Here is a 17,835-nt window from a genome sequence, read left to right as displayed (position 1 = left end):
GTATGCGGCAGGCACACGCGGAAGACGCACGGACCGAAGCCAGGAGTGTCGTTCGCAACCTGCTGGGCGACGAGCACCCCACAGCCGAGACCCTGATCGCCGACGTGCGCCCGGTGCTCGGTGACGAGCGGACCGGGCGGACGCTGGAGCTCGCGCTCGGGGCCTCGCTCACCCGGCGCTCGGCCGAGCTGGCCGCCATCGCCGCGCTGCTCGTGGGCACCCGCGAGCTGGGCGAGGAGTGGTGGAGCCGGTCCAGGGGCGGCAAGCTGCCGGCCCCCGACGAGGTGGTGCGCACGGCGGTCGCGATCGAGCCCTGGACCGATCTGACCGCGCTGGAGATGCTGGCCGCCTGGATCTCCGACGACGCCGCCGACCAGCTCTGGGGCCGGCCCGTCGCCGAGGTCGATCTCAACTCCTGGCACGCCGAGGACCGCTTCCTGCTCCCGGCCGGGGTGAAGCCGGGGCAGCGGCTGGTCGTCCACTTCGACGCCGGCGGGCGGCTCGACGCGGTCGTCACCCGCAGGCTCGACGACGAGCTCGGGTCCAACCTCGACTTCCACTCCCTGCGTTACTCCCGGCCCGCCGAGGCGCAGTGGAGCTGGGGCGTGGCGGCCGGGCTGGGGCCGCACCGGCTGCCCGGAGAGGACCCCGACCCGTACGCCCGCGAGGTCCCGTCCGCCGCCGCGGGAGTGCTGCGGGCCTGGGCGATGCGGCACGGCGCCACCCGGGAGCAGCTCGGCGAGCGGTGGCAGACGGTCGGCGACGTGGTGGCCGCCATCGAGCGCGTGGACTGGATGTGGCGCAGCGGGGAGTGGTTCGGGTGGTGGCGGGGCGCCTCGGCGCTCGTGGACGACTCGGCCTACCTTCCCTACCGTCTGGAGGAGCTGGCCGCCGGATAGCCGGCCCGGCGTTAGGGGTGTGTGACAATCGAGGCGTGTCGCGACGTCGCCTCGGTTACCTGCTCAAGCACGCCAACCTGCGCCTGACGGAGCTGACGGGGCCGGCGCTGGAGCCGTACGAGATCGACGGGCGGGAGTTCGGGGTCATGTCGGTGCTCCGCACGCCGGAGCCGCTCTCCCAGCTGGAGGCCGCCCAGCGGCTGGGCATCGACCGGACGACGATGGTCGCGCTGCTGGACGGCCTGGAGCGCAAGAAGCTGGTCGGGCGCCGGCCGCACCCCGCCGACCGGCGCAAGAACATGGTGGAGCTGACCGATCACGGGCGCGAGGTTCTGGAGGCGGCCACCCGCGCCGTGGGCGTGGCGGAGGAGGAGTTCCTGGCCGGCCTGCCGGAGGAGGACCGGCGGCTGTTCAGAGACCTGCTGGACCGCCTGGTGTGAGGACGGCCTGGTCCGTGCCCGTGCCCGTGCCCGTGCCCGTGCCCGTGCCCGTGCCCGTGCCCGCGCCCGCGCCCTCGCCGAGCCGGCCGGTGCGGTGGTGGCGGCGGCAGAGCACCTGGTAGCGCACCGGGGAGGCGTCGGTGTCGCCGATCACGACCTGCTCGCCCGTACGCGCCATGACCCCGCCCACCACCCTGGCGTTGAGCTGCCCGGGACGGCCGCACCAGCACAGCACCTCGACCTGCAGCCGGCACACCTCGTCCGCCAGCTCGAACAGCCGCTGCGCCGCCGGGAACATCACCGAGCGGAAGTCCGAGGCCAGCCCGAACGCGTAGACGTCCACGCCGTGCTCGTCCACCAGGTCCGCGAGCTGCTCGATCTGCGGGACGGTGTAGAAGCAGGCCTCGTCGCAGATGAGGTAGTCGATGCGGTCATGGGAGGTGACCAGCGCCACGATGTCGAGGGAGTCCTCCACCTCGATGGCCTCCAGGCCGAGGCCGATCCGGCTGGTGACCTTGGGGCCGCCGGAGCGGTCGTGCTTGGTCAGCACCAGTCCGCGCCTACCCTGGCGTCCGTGGTTGTAGTTCATCTGGAGCGCCAACGTGGACTTCCCGCAGTCCATGGGGCCGAAGTAAAACTTGAGCACGGCATCCCGGGCGCCAGACGGCACGGCAGACAAGGCAGACAGTTCAGTCACGGGGGGCCAGCTTAGTGGCTTGGCTTGTTCCATGACCTCGTGGGACATTTCTCCTCTGGAGTTCGCAGGAGGAACAGTGGTCACCGAGCTGAGGAGCCATGCGTAGCGTGCGTATCGGAGTGGACACCGGAGGAACGTTCACCGACGTGGTCGCGGTGGACGAGGAGACCGGTGAGATCCTCACGACCAAGACCCCCTCGACGCCCGCCAACCCGGCGGACGGGTTCGTCGCGGGCATTGAGAAGCTCGGCGCGATCGACGTCGGGTCGATCGTCCACGGCACCACGGTGGCCACGAACCAGCTGCTCGAGGACCGGATCTCCAACCTCGGGTTCATCACGACCGAGGGCTTCGAGTACGTCCTGGAGATCGCCAGGCAGAGCGTGCCCGACGGCTACGGCAACTCCTACTTCTGGGTCAAACCGCCCAGGATCGTTCCCGTACACCTGGTGAAGACCGTCGGGGGGCGGCTCGACCACCTGGGGCAGGAGGTGCGGCCGTTCTCGGAGGAGCAGGCCGTGGAGGTGGCCCGCTGGTTCCGGGCCAAGGGGATCAACGCGATCGGCGTCTGCTTCCTGCACTCCTACGCCAACCCCGAGCACGAGCGCCGCATGCGCGAGGTGCTCTGGCGCGAGCACCCGGAGGCGGTGATCTCGCTGTCGAGCGACGTGCTGCGGGAGTACCGCGAGTACGAGCGCTCGGTCACCACGCTGGTGGACGCCGCCGTCAAGCCCGCCATGCGCGGCTACATCGCGAGCCTGTCCAACCGGCTCGGCAAGCCGTTCTCCGTCATGAAGTCCAACGGCGGCATCCTGTCGGCCCGCGAGGTCGTCAACCAGCCGATCAGCACCGTCCTGTCGGGCCCGGCGGCGGGCGCGCTCGGCGCGGCGCTCATCGCCTCCACGGCGGGGCACCCGTCGGTGATCACGCTGGACGGCGGCGGCACCTCGACCGACGTGGCCGTGGTGATCGACGGCGAGCCCTCGATCACCACCGAGGGCTCCGTGGGCCGCTACCCGTGCAAGATCCCGATGATCGACATCATCACCGTCGGCGCGGGCGGCGGCTCGATCGCGTGGATCTCGCCCGAGGGCACGCTCAAGGTCGGCCCCAGGTCGGCGGGCGCCGACCCCGGCCCCATCTGCTACGGCAGGGGCGGGACGGAGGTGACGGTCACCGACGCGCACGTGTTCCTCGGCCGGATCCCGCCCCACCTGCTCGGCGGCGAGATCCCGCTGGACGCCGACGCCGCGCGCGGCGGCATCGAGGCGCTGGCCGACAAGCTCGGCCTCACCCCCGAGCGCACGGCGACGGGCATCCTGGAGATCAGCGCGTTCAACCAGAGCAACGCGATCAGGCAGCTCACCGTCAAGCGCGGGCTGGACGTGCGGGACTTCCCGCTGGTGACGTTCGGCGGGTCCGGGCCGCTGCTGGCGTGCCGGCTGATCGACATCCTCGGCCTGCCGGCCGTGATCGTCCCGCGAGACCCCGGCAACGTCTCGGCGTTCGGGCTGCTGACGGTGGACGTCAAGAACGACTACGTCCGTACGTACGTCACCCGCGACCTCTCGCTCGGCAAGGCCGTCGAGATCTTCCACGACCTGGAGCATCAGGCGGGCGAGGCGCTCGACCGCGAGGGCTTCGACGACCCCGTCTACCTGCGCAGCGCCGACCTGCGCTACTACGGCCAGGCGTACGAGGTGCGGGTGCCGGCCCCGGCGGGCGAGATCGACGAGGACTGGCAGGCCGAGGTGATCGACCGCTTCCACACGGCCCACGAGAAGCTGTACGGGTACGCGTACCGGGACGACCCCCGCCACGGCGTCGAATGGGTGAACCTGCGCGTCTCCGGCATCGGCCCCATCACCCGCCCGGCCATCCGCCGCCTGGACAAGGCCGGCGCGGGCGCCACCTCGGTGCGTCCCGTGCATTTCGACGAGACCCGCGACACCGCGATCCACCAGCGCCCCGCCCTCGGCCCCGGCGCCACGGTCACCGGGCCGGCCGTGATCGAGGAGTACGGCTCGACGATCCCGATCCACCCAGGCTTCACCGCGAAGGTGGACGAGTACGGAAATGTGGAGGTCCGTCGTGACTGATCCCATCTTGGTGGAGATCGTCGAGGGCACGCTGGCGTCCGTCGAGAAGGAGGTCGAGACGGCCATCGCCCGTACGGCCCGCTCGCCGATGATCCGCGACGCGCACGACTTCCGCGCGGGCATCCACGACGTACGGCTGCGCAAGCTCACCGGCCGCTCCTACAGCGCGCTCGTCCAGCCCGTGGTGCGCGACTTCCCGGTCGAGACGATGAAGCCCGGCGACGTGTACTTCCACAACGACGTCTACCTCTCCGAGGGAGGCATCGGCCACCTGCCCGACCTGTGCGTGACCGTGCCCGTCTTCCACGAGGGCGCCGTCGTGGCGTTCGTGCAGGCGTTCGGCCACCACGACGACATCGGCGGGTCCGTGCCCGGCTCCATGCCCTCCCACGCCAGGTCGGTGTTCGAGGAGGGCCTGATGGTGCCGCCGATCAAGCTGTGGGACCAGGGCGTGCCGAACGAGGCCGCGCTGCGCATCATGACCCGCAACTCCCGCATGCCCGACTCGCTGGCCGGCGACCTCGACGCCGAGTGCTCGGCCTGCCTGATGGGAGCGCGGCGGCTGGGTGAGCTGTTCGACCGGTACGGCAGGCAGGCCGTCGAGGAGTGCTTCGACGCGATCATCTCCAAGACCACCGAGACGTTCCGCAGGGAGCTGCTGGCCAAGATCCCCGAGGGGACGTACGTGTGGGAGGACTACGCCGAGCACGACGGCGTGGACGAGCCCCGCCTGCACGCCCAGCGGATCACTTTGACGGTCGACCACGCGGCCGACTCACCGCTCACGATCGACTTCACCGGCACGTCGCCGCAGGCCAAGGGGCCGATCAACCACGCGGGCGACTACGCCGACGGCGTCTTCCTGAAGAAGTGGCTGGCCCCGGTGCTGCGCAACCTGGCCGACACGCCGGAGCGGATGGCCGAGCTGGACGTCAACGAGGGCGTCGTGCCCCTCATCAAGATGATCTTCCCGGAGAAGGGCACCCTGCTCACCCCGGTCTTCCCGGCCCCCACGAACGCCCGCACGTTCGTCATCCTGCGCCTGCTCGGCGTGCTCGCCGGCGTGCTGGCCAAGGCCACCGGCGGCCGCATGCCCGCCGACCAGGAGACCATCCGCTACACCGGCGTCTACGGCACGGACGCCGACGACCAGCCGTACCTGATGCGCGAGGTCCTGGGCGGCGGCTCCGGCGGGCGCTGGTACGCCGACGGCGAGGACACCATCCACGTGGTGCCCGACTCGCGCAACATCCCGGTGGAGTTCGCCGAGGCGCGCTGGCCGTTCCGGGTGGAGCGGCTGGCGCTGGCCTGCGACTCCGGCGGGCCCGGCATGTTCAGGGGCGGGCTGGGCTACGACAAGCACATCAGGATGCTCAGGGACGCCTCCTACATGTCGATCGCCGACCGCTCGATCCTGTCCTGCTGGGGCGTCAACGGCGGCCTCGCGGGGCGGCCGTTCCGGGTGGAGATCGCGGGCAAGGAGATGGAGGGGCTGGTCGACGACCATCCGGTGCAGGCCGGTGAGCTGATCCGCATCCGTACGACCGGGGGCGGAGGCTGGGGGTCCCCGTACGACCGCGACCCCCGGGCGGTGGCCGCCGACGTGCGGGACGGGAAGGTGTCGATCGCGGGCGCGCTGGGCGACTACGGCGTGGTGCTCGACGGCGACCGCATCGACGAGCAGGGGACCGCCGAGCTCCGCGCCCGCCTGCGCCCTCCGGGCGGCCGCTTCTTCGACCGTGGGCCCGGGTACGCGAAGCTGTCGGGCGGACGCGCGTACGCCGAGGTGGACGAGCTTTAGGGAGATACCGTCGTGCGTGTTGTCCTCGCCGGGCTGGCCACCAGCCATCCGTACACCGACGCCCGCACCCTGGCCCGCCACGCGGAGCTGGTGGTGTGGGAGCAGGACCCCGAGCGGCTGCGGCGCTTCACCGGCGAGCACCCGGCCGCGAAGGTGGCCGGCAGCCTCGGCGAGGCGCTGGCCACCGGGCCCGACGGCGTGGTGCTGACCGTGCCCGGCCCGCAGGTGCCCGAGGCGCTGGCACGGGTCCTGGAGACCAGCGCGCCCTGTTTCGTGAACAAGCCGGCCGCCGCCAGCCGGGCCCAGCTCGACGCGCTCGACCGGCTGGCGATCGGCGATCGGGTGCTGTCGAGCTCGGTGCTGAGGTTCGCCCCCGCGTTCGCCGGGGTCCGGGTCGATCCCGGCGAGGTGCTGGCCGTGCGGGCCACCGTACGGCATGACGTGGGGTTGTGGGCCGACGGCTACAACGCCTGGCAGGACACGCCCGGCGAGGGCGGCGGGACCATGGTGACCATGGGCATCCACGGCGTCGAGCTGCTGGTCGCCCTGCTGGGGCCGGACGTGCGGCTGGTGGGCGCCGCCGGGGCCAAGCGGCACTACCAGGGCCTGCGCTCCGAGGACACCGGCGTGATGGCGCTGCGGTGGGGGAGCGGCGTCACGGGGACGGTGGAGATCCTCGGCGTCTCCGAGGGCGAGGCCTACACCGTCACCGTGCACAGGCGCGACGGCTCCGAGTCGATCGTGATCGAGAGCGGCGACGACCCGGTCAAGGGGCTCGGGTACGAGGGGACGATCGACGCGTTCCTCTCCATGGTGCGCGGAGCGCCCAGCCCGGTGCCCTGGGAGCAGACCAGGGCGATCCTCGACGTGCTGGTCACAGCCCGTGAGGTCGCCTGACCCAGTTGTGCTCACCCGTTGACAGCCGAAGTCTGTGACAGTTACGGTCTGGACCGTAAATGACAGACGGAGGAGATACCCGCGTGCGCACGACAGCGGAACTCGAGGAGCGCCTGGCCCGGCCCGGCGCCGGGCTGGTGGACGATCTCGGCGGGCTCGACGGCGACATCCTGATCCTGGGCGCCGGCGGCAAGCTGGGGCCGAGCCTGGTACGGCTGGCCCTCAACGCCACGAACGGCGACCGGCGGATCATCGCGGTCTCGCGCTTCTCCGAGCCGGGGCTCGCCGAGTCGCTGGCCGAGGACGGCGCGACGGTGGTGTCCGCCGACGTCGCCGACGAGGGAGCGCTGCGCGACCTGCCCGACGCGCCGAACGTGGTCTTCCTGGTCGGCGCCAAGTTCGGCACCCAGGGGCGCGAGCACGCCACCTGGTTCACCAACGCCTACCTGCCCGGGAGGGTCGCCGACCGCTTCCGCCACAGCAGGATCGCCGCCCTGTCCACCGGCAACGTCTACCCGCTCGTCCCCGTCACCAGTGGCGGCAGCACGGAGGACTCCCCGACGGGACCCGTGGGCGACTACGCCATGAGCTGCCTGGGACGCGAGCGGGTGCTGACGCACTTCTCCGAGACGTACGGCACGCCGCTGTCGCTCGTCCGCCTCAACTACGCGGTCGAGCTGCGCTACGGAGTGCTCATCGACCTGGCGCAGAAGGTCCTGGCCGGGGACCCCGTCGACCTGTCGACGGGCCAGGTGAACGTGGTCTGGCAGGGCTACGCGAACGAGGTCACGCTCCGGTCGCTGGCCCTGGCCTCCGCGCCGCCGTACATCCTCAACGTGACCGGGCCCGAGCTGCTCTCCGTGCGGCAGATCGCCCTGGACCTCGGCGCGGCGCTGGGCAAGGAGCCGGTGTTCACCGGGGAGGAGGCGCCGACCGCGCTGCTGTCGAACGCGGGGCGCTGCCACCGCCTGTTCGGCTACCCCGAGCTCACGCCCGCCGAGCTCATCGAGCACACGGCGCGCTGGGTGGCCGACGGCGGGCCGCTGCTCGGCAAACCCACCAAGTTCGAACGCCGTGACGGCCGCTTCTGACCGGTTCCGGCACTCTCGACGCCACATCGACGACCAAGGGGGACCTCACGTGCTCAGCACGGCTCCACAGGCGCAGACGTCCGTTCGCGACCTGTTCAGGCGCGGCCTGGTGATCCCGGCGCACCCGCTCGCCCTCACCGAGGACAGGAAGCTGGACGAGCGCCGCCAGCGGGCGCTGACCCGCTACTACGTCGAGGCGGGCGCGGGCGGGCTGGCGGTGGGCGTGCACACGACGCAGTTCGCCATCCACGGCACCGGCCTGCTGCCGCCCGTGCTCGAACTGGCGGCCCGCACCGCCAGGGAGGTCGAGCGCGAGGTGGTGCTGGTGGCCGGGGCGACCGGCCCCACCGCCCAGGCGGTGGCCGAGGCGGAGCTGGCCAGGTCCCTCGGGTACCACATGGTGCTGCTGAGCCCCTACCGGGAGCTCGACGAGAACGCCCTCATCGAGCGGGCCAGGGCCGTGGGCGAGGTGCTGCCGGTGATCGGCTTCTACCTGCAGCCCGCGGTGGGCGGGCGCACCCTGTCCCGCGACTTCTGGACGCGGCTGGCCGCCGTGGAGTCCGTCGTCGGCATCAAGGTCGCGCCCTTCGACCGCTATCGCACGCTGGACGTGCTGCACGGCGTCGTACGGGCGGGGCGGGCCGGGGAGGTGGCGCTCTACACGGGCAACGACGACCACATCCTGGCCGACCTCATCACCTCGCACCGGGTGGTCGTGGACGGGCGCGAGGTGGAGGTCGAGTTCGTCGGCGGGCTGCTCGGGCAATGGGCCGTGTGGGTGCGGCGGGCCGTGGAACTGCTGGAGGAGGCCAAGCTCGCGCGGGGCGGGGACGACGCGGTGGTACGGCGGCTGCTCACGCTGGACGGGCACCTGACGGACGCCAACGCGGCCATCTTCGACTCGGCCAACGGGTTTCACGGGTGCATCCCGGGCATACACGAGGTGCTGCGGCGGCAGGGGCTGCTGGCGGGGCGGTGGTGCCTGGACCCGGCGGAGGAGCTTTCGCCGGGGCAGCTCGCGGAGATCGATCGGATCTGGGGCGCGTATCCATGGCTCCGGGACGACGACTTCGTCTCGGCGGGGCTCGACCGCTGGCTCTCCTGACCCCCATGCCCCCACCCGCCGCCACCCCGCCCGCCGCTCCGCCGCTGCCCGCTTGCGCCGCGCCCTCCGCTCCTCCGTCGCCGCCCGCTTGCGCCGCGCTCCCTCCGCCGCCTGCTTGCGCTGTGCCCGTCTGCCCCCTGAGCGTCCATGCGCGTTGCGCCGATTGCCGCCGTCCTGCCGCTCGCCGCACCGGCGCCGAGTGGGCGTGCGGGAGGTGCGGGTGTGCGGGTCCTTCGGGGGTGACGGTGCGCGAGGCGCTTGCAGGCGCGGTGCGGGGCGCGTGCCGCCGTCCGGCTGTTCGCCGCGCCGGCGCTGGGTGGCGGTGCGGGTGTGCGGGGGTGACGGTGTGCGGGACGCTCGCGGGCGCGGTGTGGGGTGGGCGGCGAGGGTCGGGGCGCTTGCCCGCCGTGCAGGCGCCCCAGGGGTGCGCGTCAGAGGGTCAGGCGGTAGAGGGTCAGGGGGCGGCCGCTGGAGCCGCTGGTGAGGTTGCCGGTGCGCTCCGCCAGGCCCGCGAGCTCCAGCCGATGAAGCATGCGCCGGGCCGTGCGCTGCTGGACCGCCAGCCGTTCGGCGATCTCGCGGGTCGTCAGCGGCTCGTCCCCCGCCGCCGCCCGCGCCTCCAGGAGCTTCTCCAGCGTGGGCACCGACAGGCCGACGCGGCGCGCGATGACCGACAGGTTCTGCGCCCCCGTGGGCGCCGGGGTGACCGACTCCAGGACGATGTCCGTGTCCGCCCGCAGCGACAGGACCGCGGCCACCTCGCCGATCCGGCGGGCCCTGGCCAGGGCGCGGCGGGCCAGGCTCTCCGCCTCCGCCGCGCTGCGGCCCAGGCCGAAGCCGACGCGTACGACGTCGTTCTGGGCGGCCAGCCGCGCCAGCATGGGCAGGCCGGTGAAGCCGCCCGTGGCGTCGTGGAGCGGGCCGCGCGTCGTCACCAGCAGGTGCGTGCCGCCGCGGAAGGCCGCCAGGGTGCCGCCGAGCGCCGTGGCCTCGCGCAGCAGGCCCTCCTCGTTGGCCACCTCGACGAGCCCGATCGCGATCTGGGCGTCCTCCTGCGCCTGGCCCTCGGCGGTCAGCATGAGCTGGCGCAGCGCCACCCGTACCGAATGGACGGAGGGCACCAGGCGCAGCACGTGGAGCTCGTCGCGCAGGGCCTCGTGCACGGAGCTCAGGCAGGTGATCACCGCGTGCGCGGGCCCCTTCCGGTGGAAGGCGACGGCCTTCTTGGAGGTCACCTCCGGCCGGTACGGGAGCGTGCGCAGGTCGGCGGTGGGCAGCCCGGCCTCGGCGAACGTGGCCTGGACGTCGGCGGCCGACAGCGTGTCGATCGACAGCCGGGTGATGTCCTGGCCCTCGTGCTGGAGGCGTACGAGGGCGCTGAGCAGCGTCGCGCCCGAGTAGTCGACGAACGCCGCCGGTCGGGTGAGCGCGTCGGCGTCACGCGAGAGCATGTAGGGCACGATGCCGGTGAACAGCCACCCCTCCACGGAAGAGGCGTGCGCCTCGACGATCGCGGGCGCCTGAGACTCGTGGTCGTAGTCGAGGCGCAGCGTGCTGACGCCCGGCTGCTCCTCGCAGACGGCCGCGACGTCGTCGACCAGGTCGTGCGGGCCGACGACCCCGATGACGATTCCCACCCACGCCTCCCTCTCGCTATTTTCGGTCAAGACCGCAATCATATCTTGTGAGGTGCCCGGTGAAGTTCCCGTCCATGGCGGAAGCGGACGGCCGTACGCTCGGCGACGAGGAGGTGGCCGCCGCCGAGCGGGTGATCCGCTCGGGCATGCTCAACTCCGTCTGGGGGACCGAGGCGCGGGCGCTGGAGCGTGAGATCGCCCGCGTCTACGGCTCCCGTCACGCGATCACCTGCAGCTCCGGCACCGCGGCCCTCCACCTGTCGGTGGTCGCGGCCGCGCCGGACCCCGGAGACGAGGTCATCACGACGCCGATCACGGATTTCGGGACCGTGGCCCCCATCTTGGCGCAGAACGCCGTCCCTGTCTTCGCCGACGTGGATCCCTTCGACGGCAATCTCGATCCGGACGCGGTGGCCGCGCTCATCGGCCCCCGCACGAAGGCGATCATGGCGGTCCACCTGTTCGGTGCGCCGGCCAGGGTCGGCGAGCTGCGCGCGCTCGCCGACGAGCACGGCCTCACGCTGATCGAGGACTGCGCGCAGGCCTGGCTGACCGAGCTGCCCGGCGGCGGGCTGGCGGGCACGGCGGGCCAGGTCGGCTGCCTCAGCCTGCAGCAGTGGAAGCACATCACCTGTGGCGACGGCGGGGTGGCGATCACCGACGACGACGAGCTGGCCAGGCGGATGCGGCTGTTCTCGGACAAGGGCTGGGACCGCGCGGCCGGCCGGTCGCACGCCGCCTTCGGGGTCAACTACCGCATGACCGAGCTGCAGGCCGCCGTGGCGCGCGCTCAGTTCGCGAAGCTCCCCGGCGTTCTCGCGGCCCGCCGCCGCACCGCCGGGCAGCTCCTGGACGCGCTGAAGGGCGTCCCAGGGGTATGCCTGCCGCGCCCGGACGGCCACGCCTGGTGGCTGTTCCCGATCGTGTGCCCGGACGGCGACGCGCCCGAGCTGGCCACCCACCTGGCCGCCGCCGGGATCCCCGCGCGGGCCGGCTACCTCGCCGAACCGCTGAACAGGGCGCCCGTGTGGGAGGCTGCCATCTACGGCTCCTCCCGCTACCCGCTCGAGGGCTACCGGCCCAACCCCTGCCCGCGGGCGGAGCTCATGGTGGACCGTACGCTCCTGGTCATCGACTGGAACGAGAACTACACCCCCGAGCACGTCGAGCTGATCGCCCAGGAAATCACGAAATTTCGGGCTCGACCGTAGTTACGTTCATGTATCAGGGATTGACCCGGTCGAGACGCGCTCATTAGGTTTCGGTCAGGACCGGTATTAGTCGAAAGGAAGCCGCCGATGAAGAAGGCAGTGGCAGTCGGCCTCGCGGCCGCCCTGAGCCTCGCGGCCGCCGGGTGCGGATCCAGCAGCGGCTCGGACAAGAGCACCGTGACCCTGTGGATGTATCCCGTCATCGCGGACCAGGCCAAGGCCCAGGCGTTCTGGGGCAAGGTGGAGAAGGACTTCGAGGCCGCAAACCCCACGGTCGACCTCAAGATCGACCAGCAGCCCTGGGAGGGCCGCCAGGAGAAGGTCACCACCGCACTGGTCTCGAAGAAGGGCTTCGACCTGGTGGTGCTCGGTCCCGACCAGATCCCCCAGTACGCCCAGCAGGGCACGGTCGAGGCGGTGGACGACATCGTCGCCCCGGCCAAGTCCTCCTACCTGCCCAACTCCCTGGCCGCCCTCACCGTCAACGGCAAGCTGTACGGCGTCCCGATCTACCAGACGATCACCGCGCCCATCTACAACAAGAAGCTGTTCGCCGACGCGGGCGTCGAGAAGGTGCCGGAGACGCTGGCGGAGCTGAAGGAGGCCGCGCCCAAGCTGGCCGCCAAGAAGGTCGCCGTACTGGACTACCCGGGCAAGCCCGACGTCAGCCTCAACCAGAGCTTCTACCCGATCCTGTGGGCCAACGGCGGCACGGTCTTCTCCGCCGACGGCAAGACCGTCGCGTTCAACGGCCAGGAGGGCGTGGCCAGCCTGCAGTTCCTGCTCGACCTGAAGGCCGCGGGCGGCCTGCCGGAGAACACCGCGAGCAAGTCCAACGACATCGAGGGCGGCCCGCTGGCCGCCGGCAAGACCGCCATGTACCACGCGGCCACCGCGGGCATGGCCGACCAGCTCGGCGCCGCCATCGGCGCCGGCAACGTCGGCATCGGCCTGCCGCTCGAAGGGACCAAGCGGGTCGCCTTCGGCATCCCCGGCGCGCTGGTGCTGGCCAAGCACTCCGAGAGCAAGGACGCCGCCAAGAAGCTCGCCACCTACCTGGCCTCGCCCGAGGTGTCCGGCGCGCTGGCCAAGGAGTCGGGCTTCTTCCCCGCCCGCACGGACGTGACCGTGCCCGACCAGTCGGCGACCGCGAAGGAGTTCGCCAAGTCCCTGCAGTACGCCTTCCCCGGCGACACCCACCCCAAGGCCCGCCAGGTCATGAGCGTGCTCGCGCCGCACATCCAGGCGGCGCTGCTCGGCAAGGAGGACGCCAAGACCGCGCTCGACGCGGCCGCCAAGGAGGCCAACCAGCTGCTCGGCACCGGCTGAGCCCGCACCCCCGCCAGAAAGGAAACACCTGGTGCGCCAACGCCTGCGTGACCCGGTCACCGGCCTGCTGTTCGTGCTGCCCGTGCTCGTCCTGTTCCTGATCTTCCGGATCTTCCCGTCGCTGGGCGCGGCGGGGATGAGCCTGACGAACTGGAACATCGGCGGCGACTGGGAATTCATCGGCGCGGACAACTACGCCCGGCTGCTCGACGACGTGAACTTCTGGTTGAGCCTGCGGGTCACGCTCGTGTACGTGGCGATCTACGTGCCGCTCACGCTGCTCGTGGCGCTCGGCACGGCGCTGCTGCTCAACCAGGTGGTCTTCATGCGCGGGCTGTTCCGCGGCATGCTGTTCCTGCCGTACGTGACGAGCTTCGTCCTGGCGGGCATCATCTGGCGCTGGATCTACGAGTTCGACGGGCTGATCAACGGCCTGCTGGCCAAGGCGGACCTCGGCCCGGTGGCGTTCCTGGAGCAGTCGGCCGTGATCCTGCCCGCGCTGGCCGTGGTGTCGGTGTGGAAGGGCTTCGGCTACTCGATGCTGATCCTGCTGGCCGGGCTGAAGTCGATCCCGTCCTCCTACCTGGAGGCGGCCACGGTGGACGGGGCGAGCGCGTGGCAGCGGTTCCGCCGGATCACGCTGCCGCTGCTCAAGCCCACGATCTTCTTCGTCGTGGTGATCGAGACGATCAGCGCGTTCCAGACGTTCGACACCGTCTACGTGATGACGGGCGGCGGCCCGGCCAGGGCCACCTACACGCTCATCTTCGGCATCTACGACCACGGCTTCCGATCGTTCGACTTCGGCTACGCCGCCACGTGGGGCATGGTGCTGTTCGCGATCGTGCTGATCGTGTCGCTGGTCCAGCGCCGCTTCCTGGATCGGGGGAACACATGACGATCACCGCCTCCCGGCCCGTCACCGAGGTGCGGGCGGCCCGCGCGGCCCGCCGCCGGTGGTGGCGGGGCAAGTGGCCGCTGGCCGCCCTGCTCGCGGTGCTGTCGGTGCTGACCGTCAGCCCGTTCGTGGCCATGTTCATCGTGGCGCTGTCGCCGGCGGGCCGGCCGACCGTGCCGGTCCGGTGGCCGGACTCGCTCACGCTGGACAACATCGCGCGGGTGCTCGAGTCGTCCGGGTTCGTCACGTGGACGGTCAACTCGCTGATCTACGCCGTGATCTCCGTGGTGATCATCCTGCTCACCTCGTCCATGGCCGGGTACGCGTTCGCCAAGAAGCGCTTCCCCGGCCGCGAGGCCATGTTCTGGACGTTCCTCGCCACCATGATGGTGCCGTTCCAGGCCACGCTCATCCCGACGTTCGTGCTGGTCAACAGCCTGGACGGGGTGGACACGTTCTGGGGCCTGATCGTGCCGACGCTGGCGAACTCGCAGGCCGTCTTCCTGATGCGGCAGTTCATCCTGGGGCTGCCGGACGAGCTGTTCGACGCGGCCAAGGTCGACGGGGCCTCCGAGTGGCGGGTCTACTGGACGATCGTGGTGCCGCTGACCAGGCCGATCCTGGCGACGCTGGGCGTGTTCGTGTTCCTGTGGCACTGGAACGACTTCCTGTGGCCGCTGGTCGTCGGCCAGAGCGACGCCACCCGTACGCTGACGGTCGGGCTGACCACGCTGCGGACCGAGGAGCTGCAGCTGTCGGTGCTCATGTCCTCGGCGGCCGTGTCGGTGGTGCCGTGCCTGGTGGTGTTCTTCCTGCTGCAGCGGTACCTGGTCAACAGCATCGCGATGACCGGCCTGAAATAGGGTCGTGCGGGTGGACATCGCTGTACGGAACCTTCGTGACCGGCTCCGCGGCTCGCTGATCGCCGCCGCGGCCACCCCCATGACCGCATCGGGTGAGGTGGACCTCGACCTGGTCTCCCGCTACCTCGCCGGCCTGGTGGCCGACGGCGCCACCGGGCTGGCCGTGCTCGCCCACACGGGCCGCGGCCCGTACCTGGCCCCCGGCGTCCGCGCCGCCGTCATCGAGCGCGCACTCGCCCTGGGCGTCCCCGTGCTGGCCGGCGTGGGCGGCGGGGCGGAGGACCCGGCGGCGCAGGCGCGGGTGGCGGCCGAGCTGGGCGCGGACGGCGTGCTCGTCTTCCCGTCGGACGGCGACCGGGTGGCGCTGCACGAGGAGGTGTGGCGGGCGGCCCGGCTGCCGATGATCGCCTTCGACCTCTACACGCGCCCGTGCCCGGCCGGGACGCTGCGCGAGCTGCTGGCGCATCCCGGCGTGGCGGGGCTGAAGACGGCGCTGCTGTCGGACGCGATGGGCTGCCAGCGCGCCATCGCGCTGGCCAGGGAGGCGGACCGGCTGGCGATCACGGGGGAGGACCGCATGTTCGGCCCGTCCCTGCTGTGGGGGGCCGAGGCGGCCCTGGTCGGCATCGCCGCGGCCAGCGTCGGGGTGACCGCCGCGGTCCTGGAGGCGTTCGCGGGCAAGGACCTGCGGGCGTTCGAGGAGGCGTCCGGGCGGCTGGACCGGCTGGCGCAGGTCACCTTCACCGAGCCCATGGAGGGCTACGTGCAGCGCATGCTCTGGCTGGCCGCCGCCGAGGGCCGCGTGCCCGAGACGCACGCCCACGACCCGTACGGCCCGCCCCTCCAGGAGGAGGAACGGGCCGTCGTGGTCGCCGCGTTCGGGTGAGTCAGCGGCCCGCGATGGCCACCCGGACGAGGTTGCGGGCGCGCACCGCGTACAGGGCCCGGCGGGAGGGGTCGAGCGCCAGCTTGGGCTCGCCGCCGAACCACTGCCCGGCCAGTCCCTCCACGATGGCCTTCGACGTGAACGCGACCAGGTCGATCTTGTAGATCGAGCCGCCGTCCGTGCAGTACGCCACCCGGCCGGTGACGAACAGCTCGCCGCCCTTCGCCCCGACCTTGATCGTCCTGGTGACCTTCCTGCTGCGCGGGTCGAACTCGAACACCTCGCCCGTGCTCGCCATCCCGTACAGGGTGCCGTTCCTGCCGAGGGCGAGCGAGGAGATCATGCGGGCCCCGGGGATCGGCTCGTGCTGCCAGAGCAGCTTGCGCGTGCGCAGGTCGAAGGCGGCCAGGCGGGCGGTCGTCGTGACCGGCGGCAGGCCGAGGCCCTCCTGGATGAGGGTGCCCAGGTAGGCGACGCCGTGCCGGGCGACGACCGAGTAGACGGTCTGGCGCTCCACCACCGGCCGGTAGGTCTCGTACGTGCCCTTGCCGGGCGAGTACAGCGAGAGGGCGCCGTTCATGTGGCCGGGCTCCGGCTGGGTGGGCATCACGATCAGGCCCGTCGTGGCGTCGTAGGCGAGGTCGCGCGGGCGGTCCTGCTGGTTGCCGGTGCGGGCGACCAGGTCGGCCTCGGTCTTCCCGCGGTGGTGCGCGTACAGGGCCGCCTGGGTGTAGACGCCCAGGTACGTGGTGTCGCCGACGGTGAGCAGCGTCTTCGGTTCGCCCGAGATGCCCAGCCGGGTCACCTTGCCGGTCGCCAGGTCGTGGACGTCGGCGCCGCCCTTGCCGCCGACGTAGACGCGCCGGCCGTCGGAGTGCACGGACATCGGCTCCTCGGGTGCGGCCTTGAAGCCGCGCTGGACGAGGTTGACGTACTCGAGGGAGCCGGTCGCCGGGTCGTAGACGAAGACCGCGCTGTCCTGGATGCCGTAGATGCGGCCCTCGTGGGCGAGCAGGCGGTGGGTCAGGGCCTCGAAGTAGGGGACGCCGAGCACCTCCAGCTTCTCCGTGGCCAGGTGGTAGCGGTAGAACGTGCCGGAGGGGCGGCCGGCGAAGTAGACGTACCCGTCGTGGATCAGGACCGCGACGACGTACTTCTCGCCGGCCGCGGTGGCCTTGACGACCTTGTAGTTCTGCGGCGCGGCCTTCTCCAGCACGAGCAGCTCGCCCAGCGAGTTCATGCCGCCGGCCAGGTGGGTATCCGACATGCCCATGCTGGAGACCCAGTCGCGGTCGGCCACGGCTGAGGGCAGGAGCTCGCGCTTCTCGCCGGTCCTGCGGTCGATGGCGATCAGGTGGGCGTTGGCGCCGATCCCGGCGTAGACGTAGGTGTCGTCGGCCTGGATGCTGCGGACGTACGCCTCGCCGGGGGCGGGCTCGCCCAGGTCGCGGCTCGTGCCGGTGGCCGGGTCGTACTCCCGGACGCGGCCCGGCTCCGACGTGCCCAGGTAGACCTTGCCGTCGGGGGAGGAAGCCATGGTCCAGATGTAGTGGTCGGGGTATTCGGCGACCTTGGTGACCTGGCCGGCGACGGTGTCGATCTTGTACAGGTCGGATCTCGCGTGGGTGCCGACGTAGACGTCGGTGCCCACCTTGCACATCGCCCAGATGCCCACGCCGGTCGGGATGTCGAAATGGGTCGTGACCGAATCCTGGGCGAGGTCGAACGCGCCGACCACGTTGGGCGACAGGCCGCGCGAGCCCGCGTAGAGCACGCCGCCGACGAACTCGCCGTTGCCCAGCGGGCTGGCGACGCTCGCCGGCCCCAGGTCGGTGAGGGTGCCTTCGGGCTGGACCTTCTTGTGGACGGTGGCGCGGGCCGGCGGGGCCGTGAGCGTGGCGGCCGCCGTGGTCGCGGCGGCCGCCTGGAGGAAACGACGGCGGGGGATCATGCGCGGGCTCCCTTGGTGAAGTTGGCCCGCA

The 17,835-nt window shown here is 71.8% G+C and carries 15 protein-coding genes; 12 read left to right on the top strand and 3 right to left on the bottom strand.

Annotation, left to right across the window (positions count from 1 at the left end):
- Positions 1-2 precede the first annotated feature (2 nt).
- Both H4W80_RS19645 and H4W80_RS19640 read left to right on the top strand, forming a co-directional pair.
- Positions 3-899 carry a hypothetical protein gene (locus H4W80_RS19645; RefSeq protein WP_192786428.1) on the top strand — a complete coding sequence of 299 codons (897 nt, stop codon included), beginning with the start codon at positions 3-5 and terminating at the stop codon, positions 897-899.
- Positions 900-934: 35 nt separating this feature from the next.
- Positions 935-1,339, top strand: a complete 405-nt coding sequence (locus H4W80_RS19640; protein WP_318786953.1) for a MarR family winged helix-turn-helix transcriptional regulator — start codon at positions 935-937, stop codon at positions 1,337-1,339.
- On the opposite strand, the gene H4W80_RS19635 is transcribed toward H4W80_RS19640, so the two are convergent.
- Positions 1,311-1,985, bottom strand: a complete 675-nt coding sequence (locus H4W80_RS19635) for a thymidine kinase (protein WP_318786952.1) — start codon at positions 1,983-1,985, stop codon at positions 1,311-1,313. The genes H4W80_RS19640 and H4W80_RS19635 overlap by 29 nt on opposite strands.
- A gap of 149 nt (positions 1,986-2,134) precedes the next feature.
- On the opposite strand from H4W80_RS19635, the gene H4W80_RS19630 reads away from it, so the two are divergent.
- The 5 genes from H4W80_RS19630 to H4W80_RS19610 all read left to right on the top strand — a co-directional run bounded on the left by H4W80_RS19630 (position 2,135) and on the right by H4W80_RS19610 (position 9,029).
- Positions 2,135-4,135 carry a hydantoinase/oxoprolinase family protein gene (locus H4W80_RS19630; RefSeq protein WP_192786426.1) on the top strand — a complete coding sequence of 667 codons (2,001 nt, stop codon included), beginning with the start codon at positions 2,135-2,137 and terminating at the stop codon, positions 4,133-4,135.
- Entirely contained in the window at positions 4,128-5,936 is a 1,809-nt protein-coding gene (locus H4W80_RS19625) for a hydantoinase B/oxoprolinase family protein (RefSeq protein ID WP_318786951.1), read from the top strand. Before H4W80_RS19630 ends, H4W80_RS19625 begins: the two co-directional genes overlap by 8 nt.
- 12 nt (positions 5,937-5,948) lie before the next feature.
- Positions 5,949-6,833 (top strand): Gfo/Idh/MocA family protein, encoded by an 885-nt coding sequence (locus H4W80_RS63655; RefSeq protein WP_192786424.1) that lies wholly within the window; start codon positions 5,949-5,951, stop codon positions 6,831-6,833.
- Positions 6,834-6,916: 83 nt separating this feature from the next.
- Positions 6,917-7,924, top strand: a complete 1,008-nt coding sequence (locus H4W80_RS19615) for an NAD-dependent epimerase/dehydratase family protein (RefSeq protein WP_192786423.1) — start codon at positions 6,917-6,919, stop codon at positions 7,922-7,924.
- A 49-nt stretch (positions 7,925-7,973) separates the two neighbouring features.
- Entirely contained in the window at positions 7,974-9,029 is a 1,056-nt protein-coding gene (locus H4W80_RS19610; protein WP_192786422.1) for a dihydrodipicolinate synthase family protein, read from the top strand.
- 431 nt (positions 9,030-9,460) lie between these two features.
- Here the strand turns inward: H4W80_RS19610 and H4W80_RS19605 are convergent, their stop codons facing one another.
- Positions 9,461-10,696, bottom strand: a complete 1,236-nt coding sequence (locus tag H4W80_RS19605) for a response regulator (RefSeq protein ID WP_225963546.1) — start codon at positions 10,694-10,696, stop codon at positions 9,461-9,463.
- A gap of 29 nt (positions 10,697-10,725) precedes the next feature.
- Here H4W80_RS19605 and H4W80_RS19600 point away from each other — a divergent pair, with 29 nt between their 5' ends.
- The 5 genes from H4W80_RS19600 (at position 10,726) to H4W80_RS19580 (ending at position 15,853) form a co-directional block, all read left to right on the top strand.
- Positions 10,726-11,877: a DegT/DnrJ/EryC1/StrS family aminotransferase gene (locus H4W80_RS19600; protein WP_318786950.1), complete on the top strand. Its 1,152-nt coding sequence runs from the start codon at positions 10,726-10,728 to the stop codon at positions 11,875-11,877.
- Positions 11,878-11,964: 87 nt separating this feature from the next.
- Positions 11,965-13,206: an ABC transporter substrate-binding protein gene (locus H4W80_RS19595; RefSeq protein ID WP_192786421.1), complete on the top strand. Its 1,242-nt coding sequence runs from the start codon at positions 11,965-11,967 to the stop codon at positions 13,204-13,206.
- A 31-nt stretch (positions 13,207-13,237) separates the two neighbouring features.
- A complete protein-coding gene (locus H4W80_RS19590; protein WP_192786420.1) occupies positions 13,238-14,104 on the top strand; it encodes a carbohydrate ABC transporter permease in 867 nt (288 codons plus the stop codon).
- The gene (locus tag H4W80_RS19585; RefSeq protein WP_192786419.1) at positions 14,101-14,967 is read left to right on the top strand and encodes a carbohydrate ABC transporter permease; all 867 of its coding nucleotides are present in this window, start codon (positions 14,101-14,103) and stop codon (positions 14,965-14,967) included. The genes H4W80_RS19590 and H4W80_RS19585 overlap by 4 nt, the downstream gene beginning before the upstream one ends.
- Positions 14,968-14,977: 10 nt before the next feature.
- Positions 14,978-15,853 carry a dihydrodipicolinate synthase family protein gene (locus H4W80_RS19580; RefSeq protein ID WP_318786949.1) on the top strand — a complete coding sequence of 292 codons (876 nt, stop codon included), beginning with the start codon at positions 14,978-14,980 and terminating at the stop codon, positions 15,851-15,853.
- A gap of 1 nt (position 15,854) precedes the next feature.
- Here the strand turns inward: H4W80_RS19580 and H4W80_RS19575 are convergent, their stop codons facing one another.
- Positions 15,855-17,804 carry a hypothetical protein gene (locus H4W80_RS19575; RefSeq protein ID WP_192786418.1) on the bottom strand — a complete coding sequence of 650 codons (1,950 nt, stop codon included), beginning with the start codon at positions 17,802-17,804 and terminating at the stop codon, positions 15,855-15,857.
- Positions 17,805-17,835 lie beyond the last annotated feature (31 nt).

Source organism: Nonomuraea angiospora, from assembly GCF_014873145.1.
GTDB lineage: Bacteria > Actinomycetota > Actinomycetes > Streptosporangiales > Streptosporangiaceae > Nonomuraea > Nonomuraea angiospora.
The sequence above is the reverse complement of the archived record's forward strand: the minus strand, read 5'-3'. Positions and strand labels throughout refer to the sequence as shown.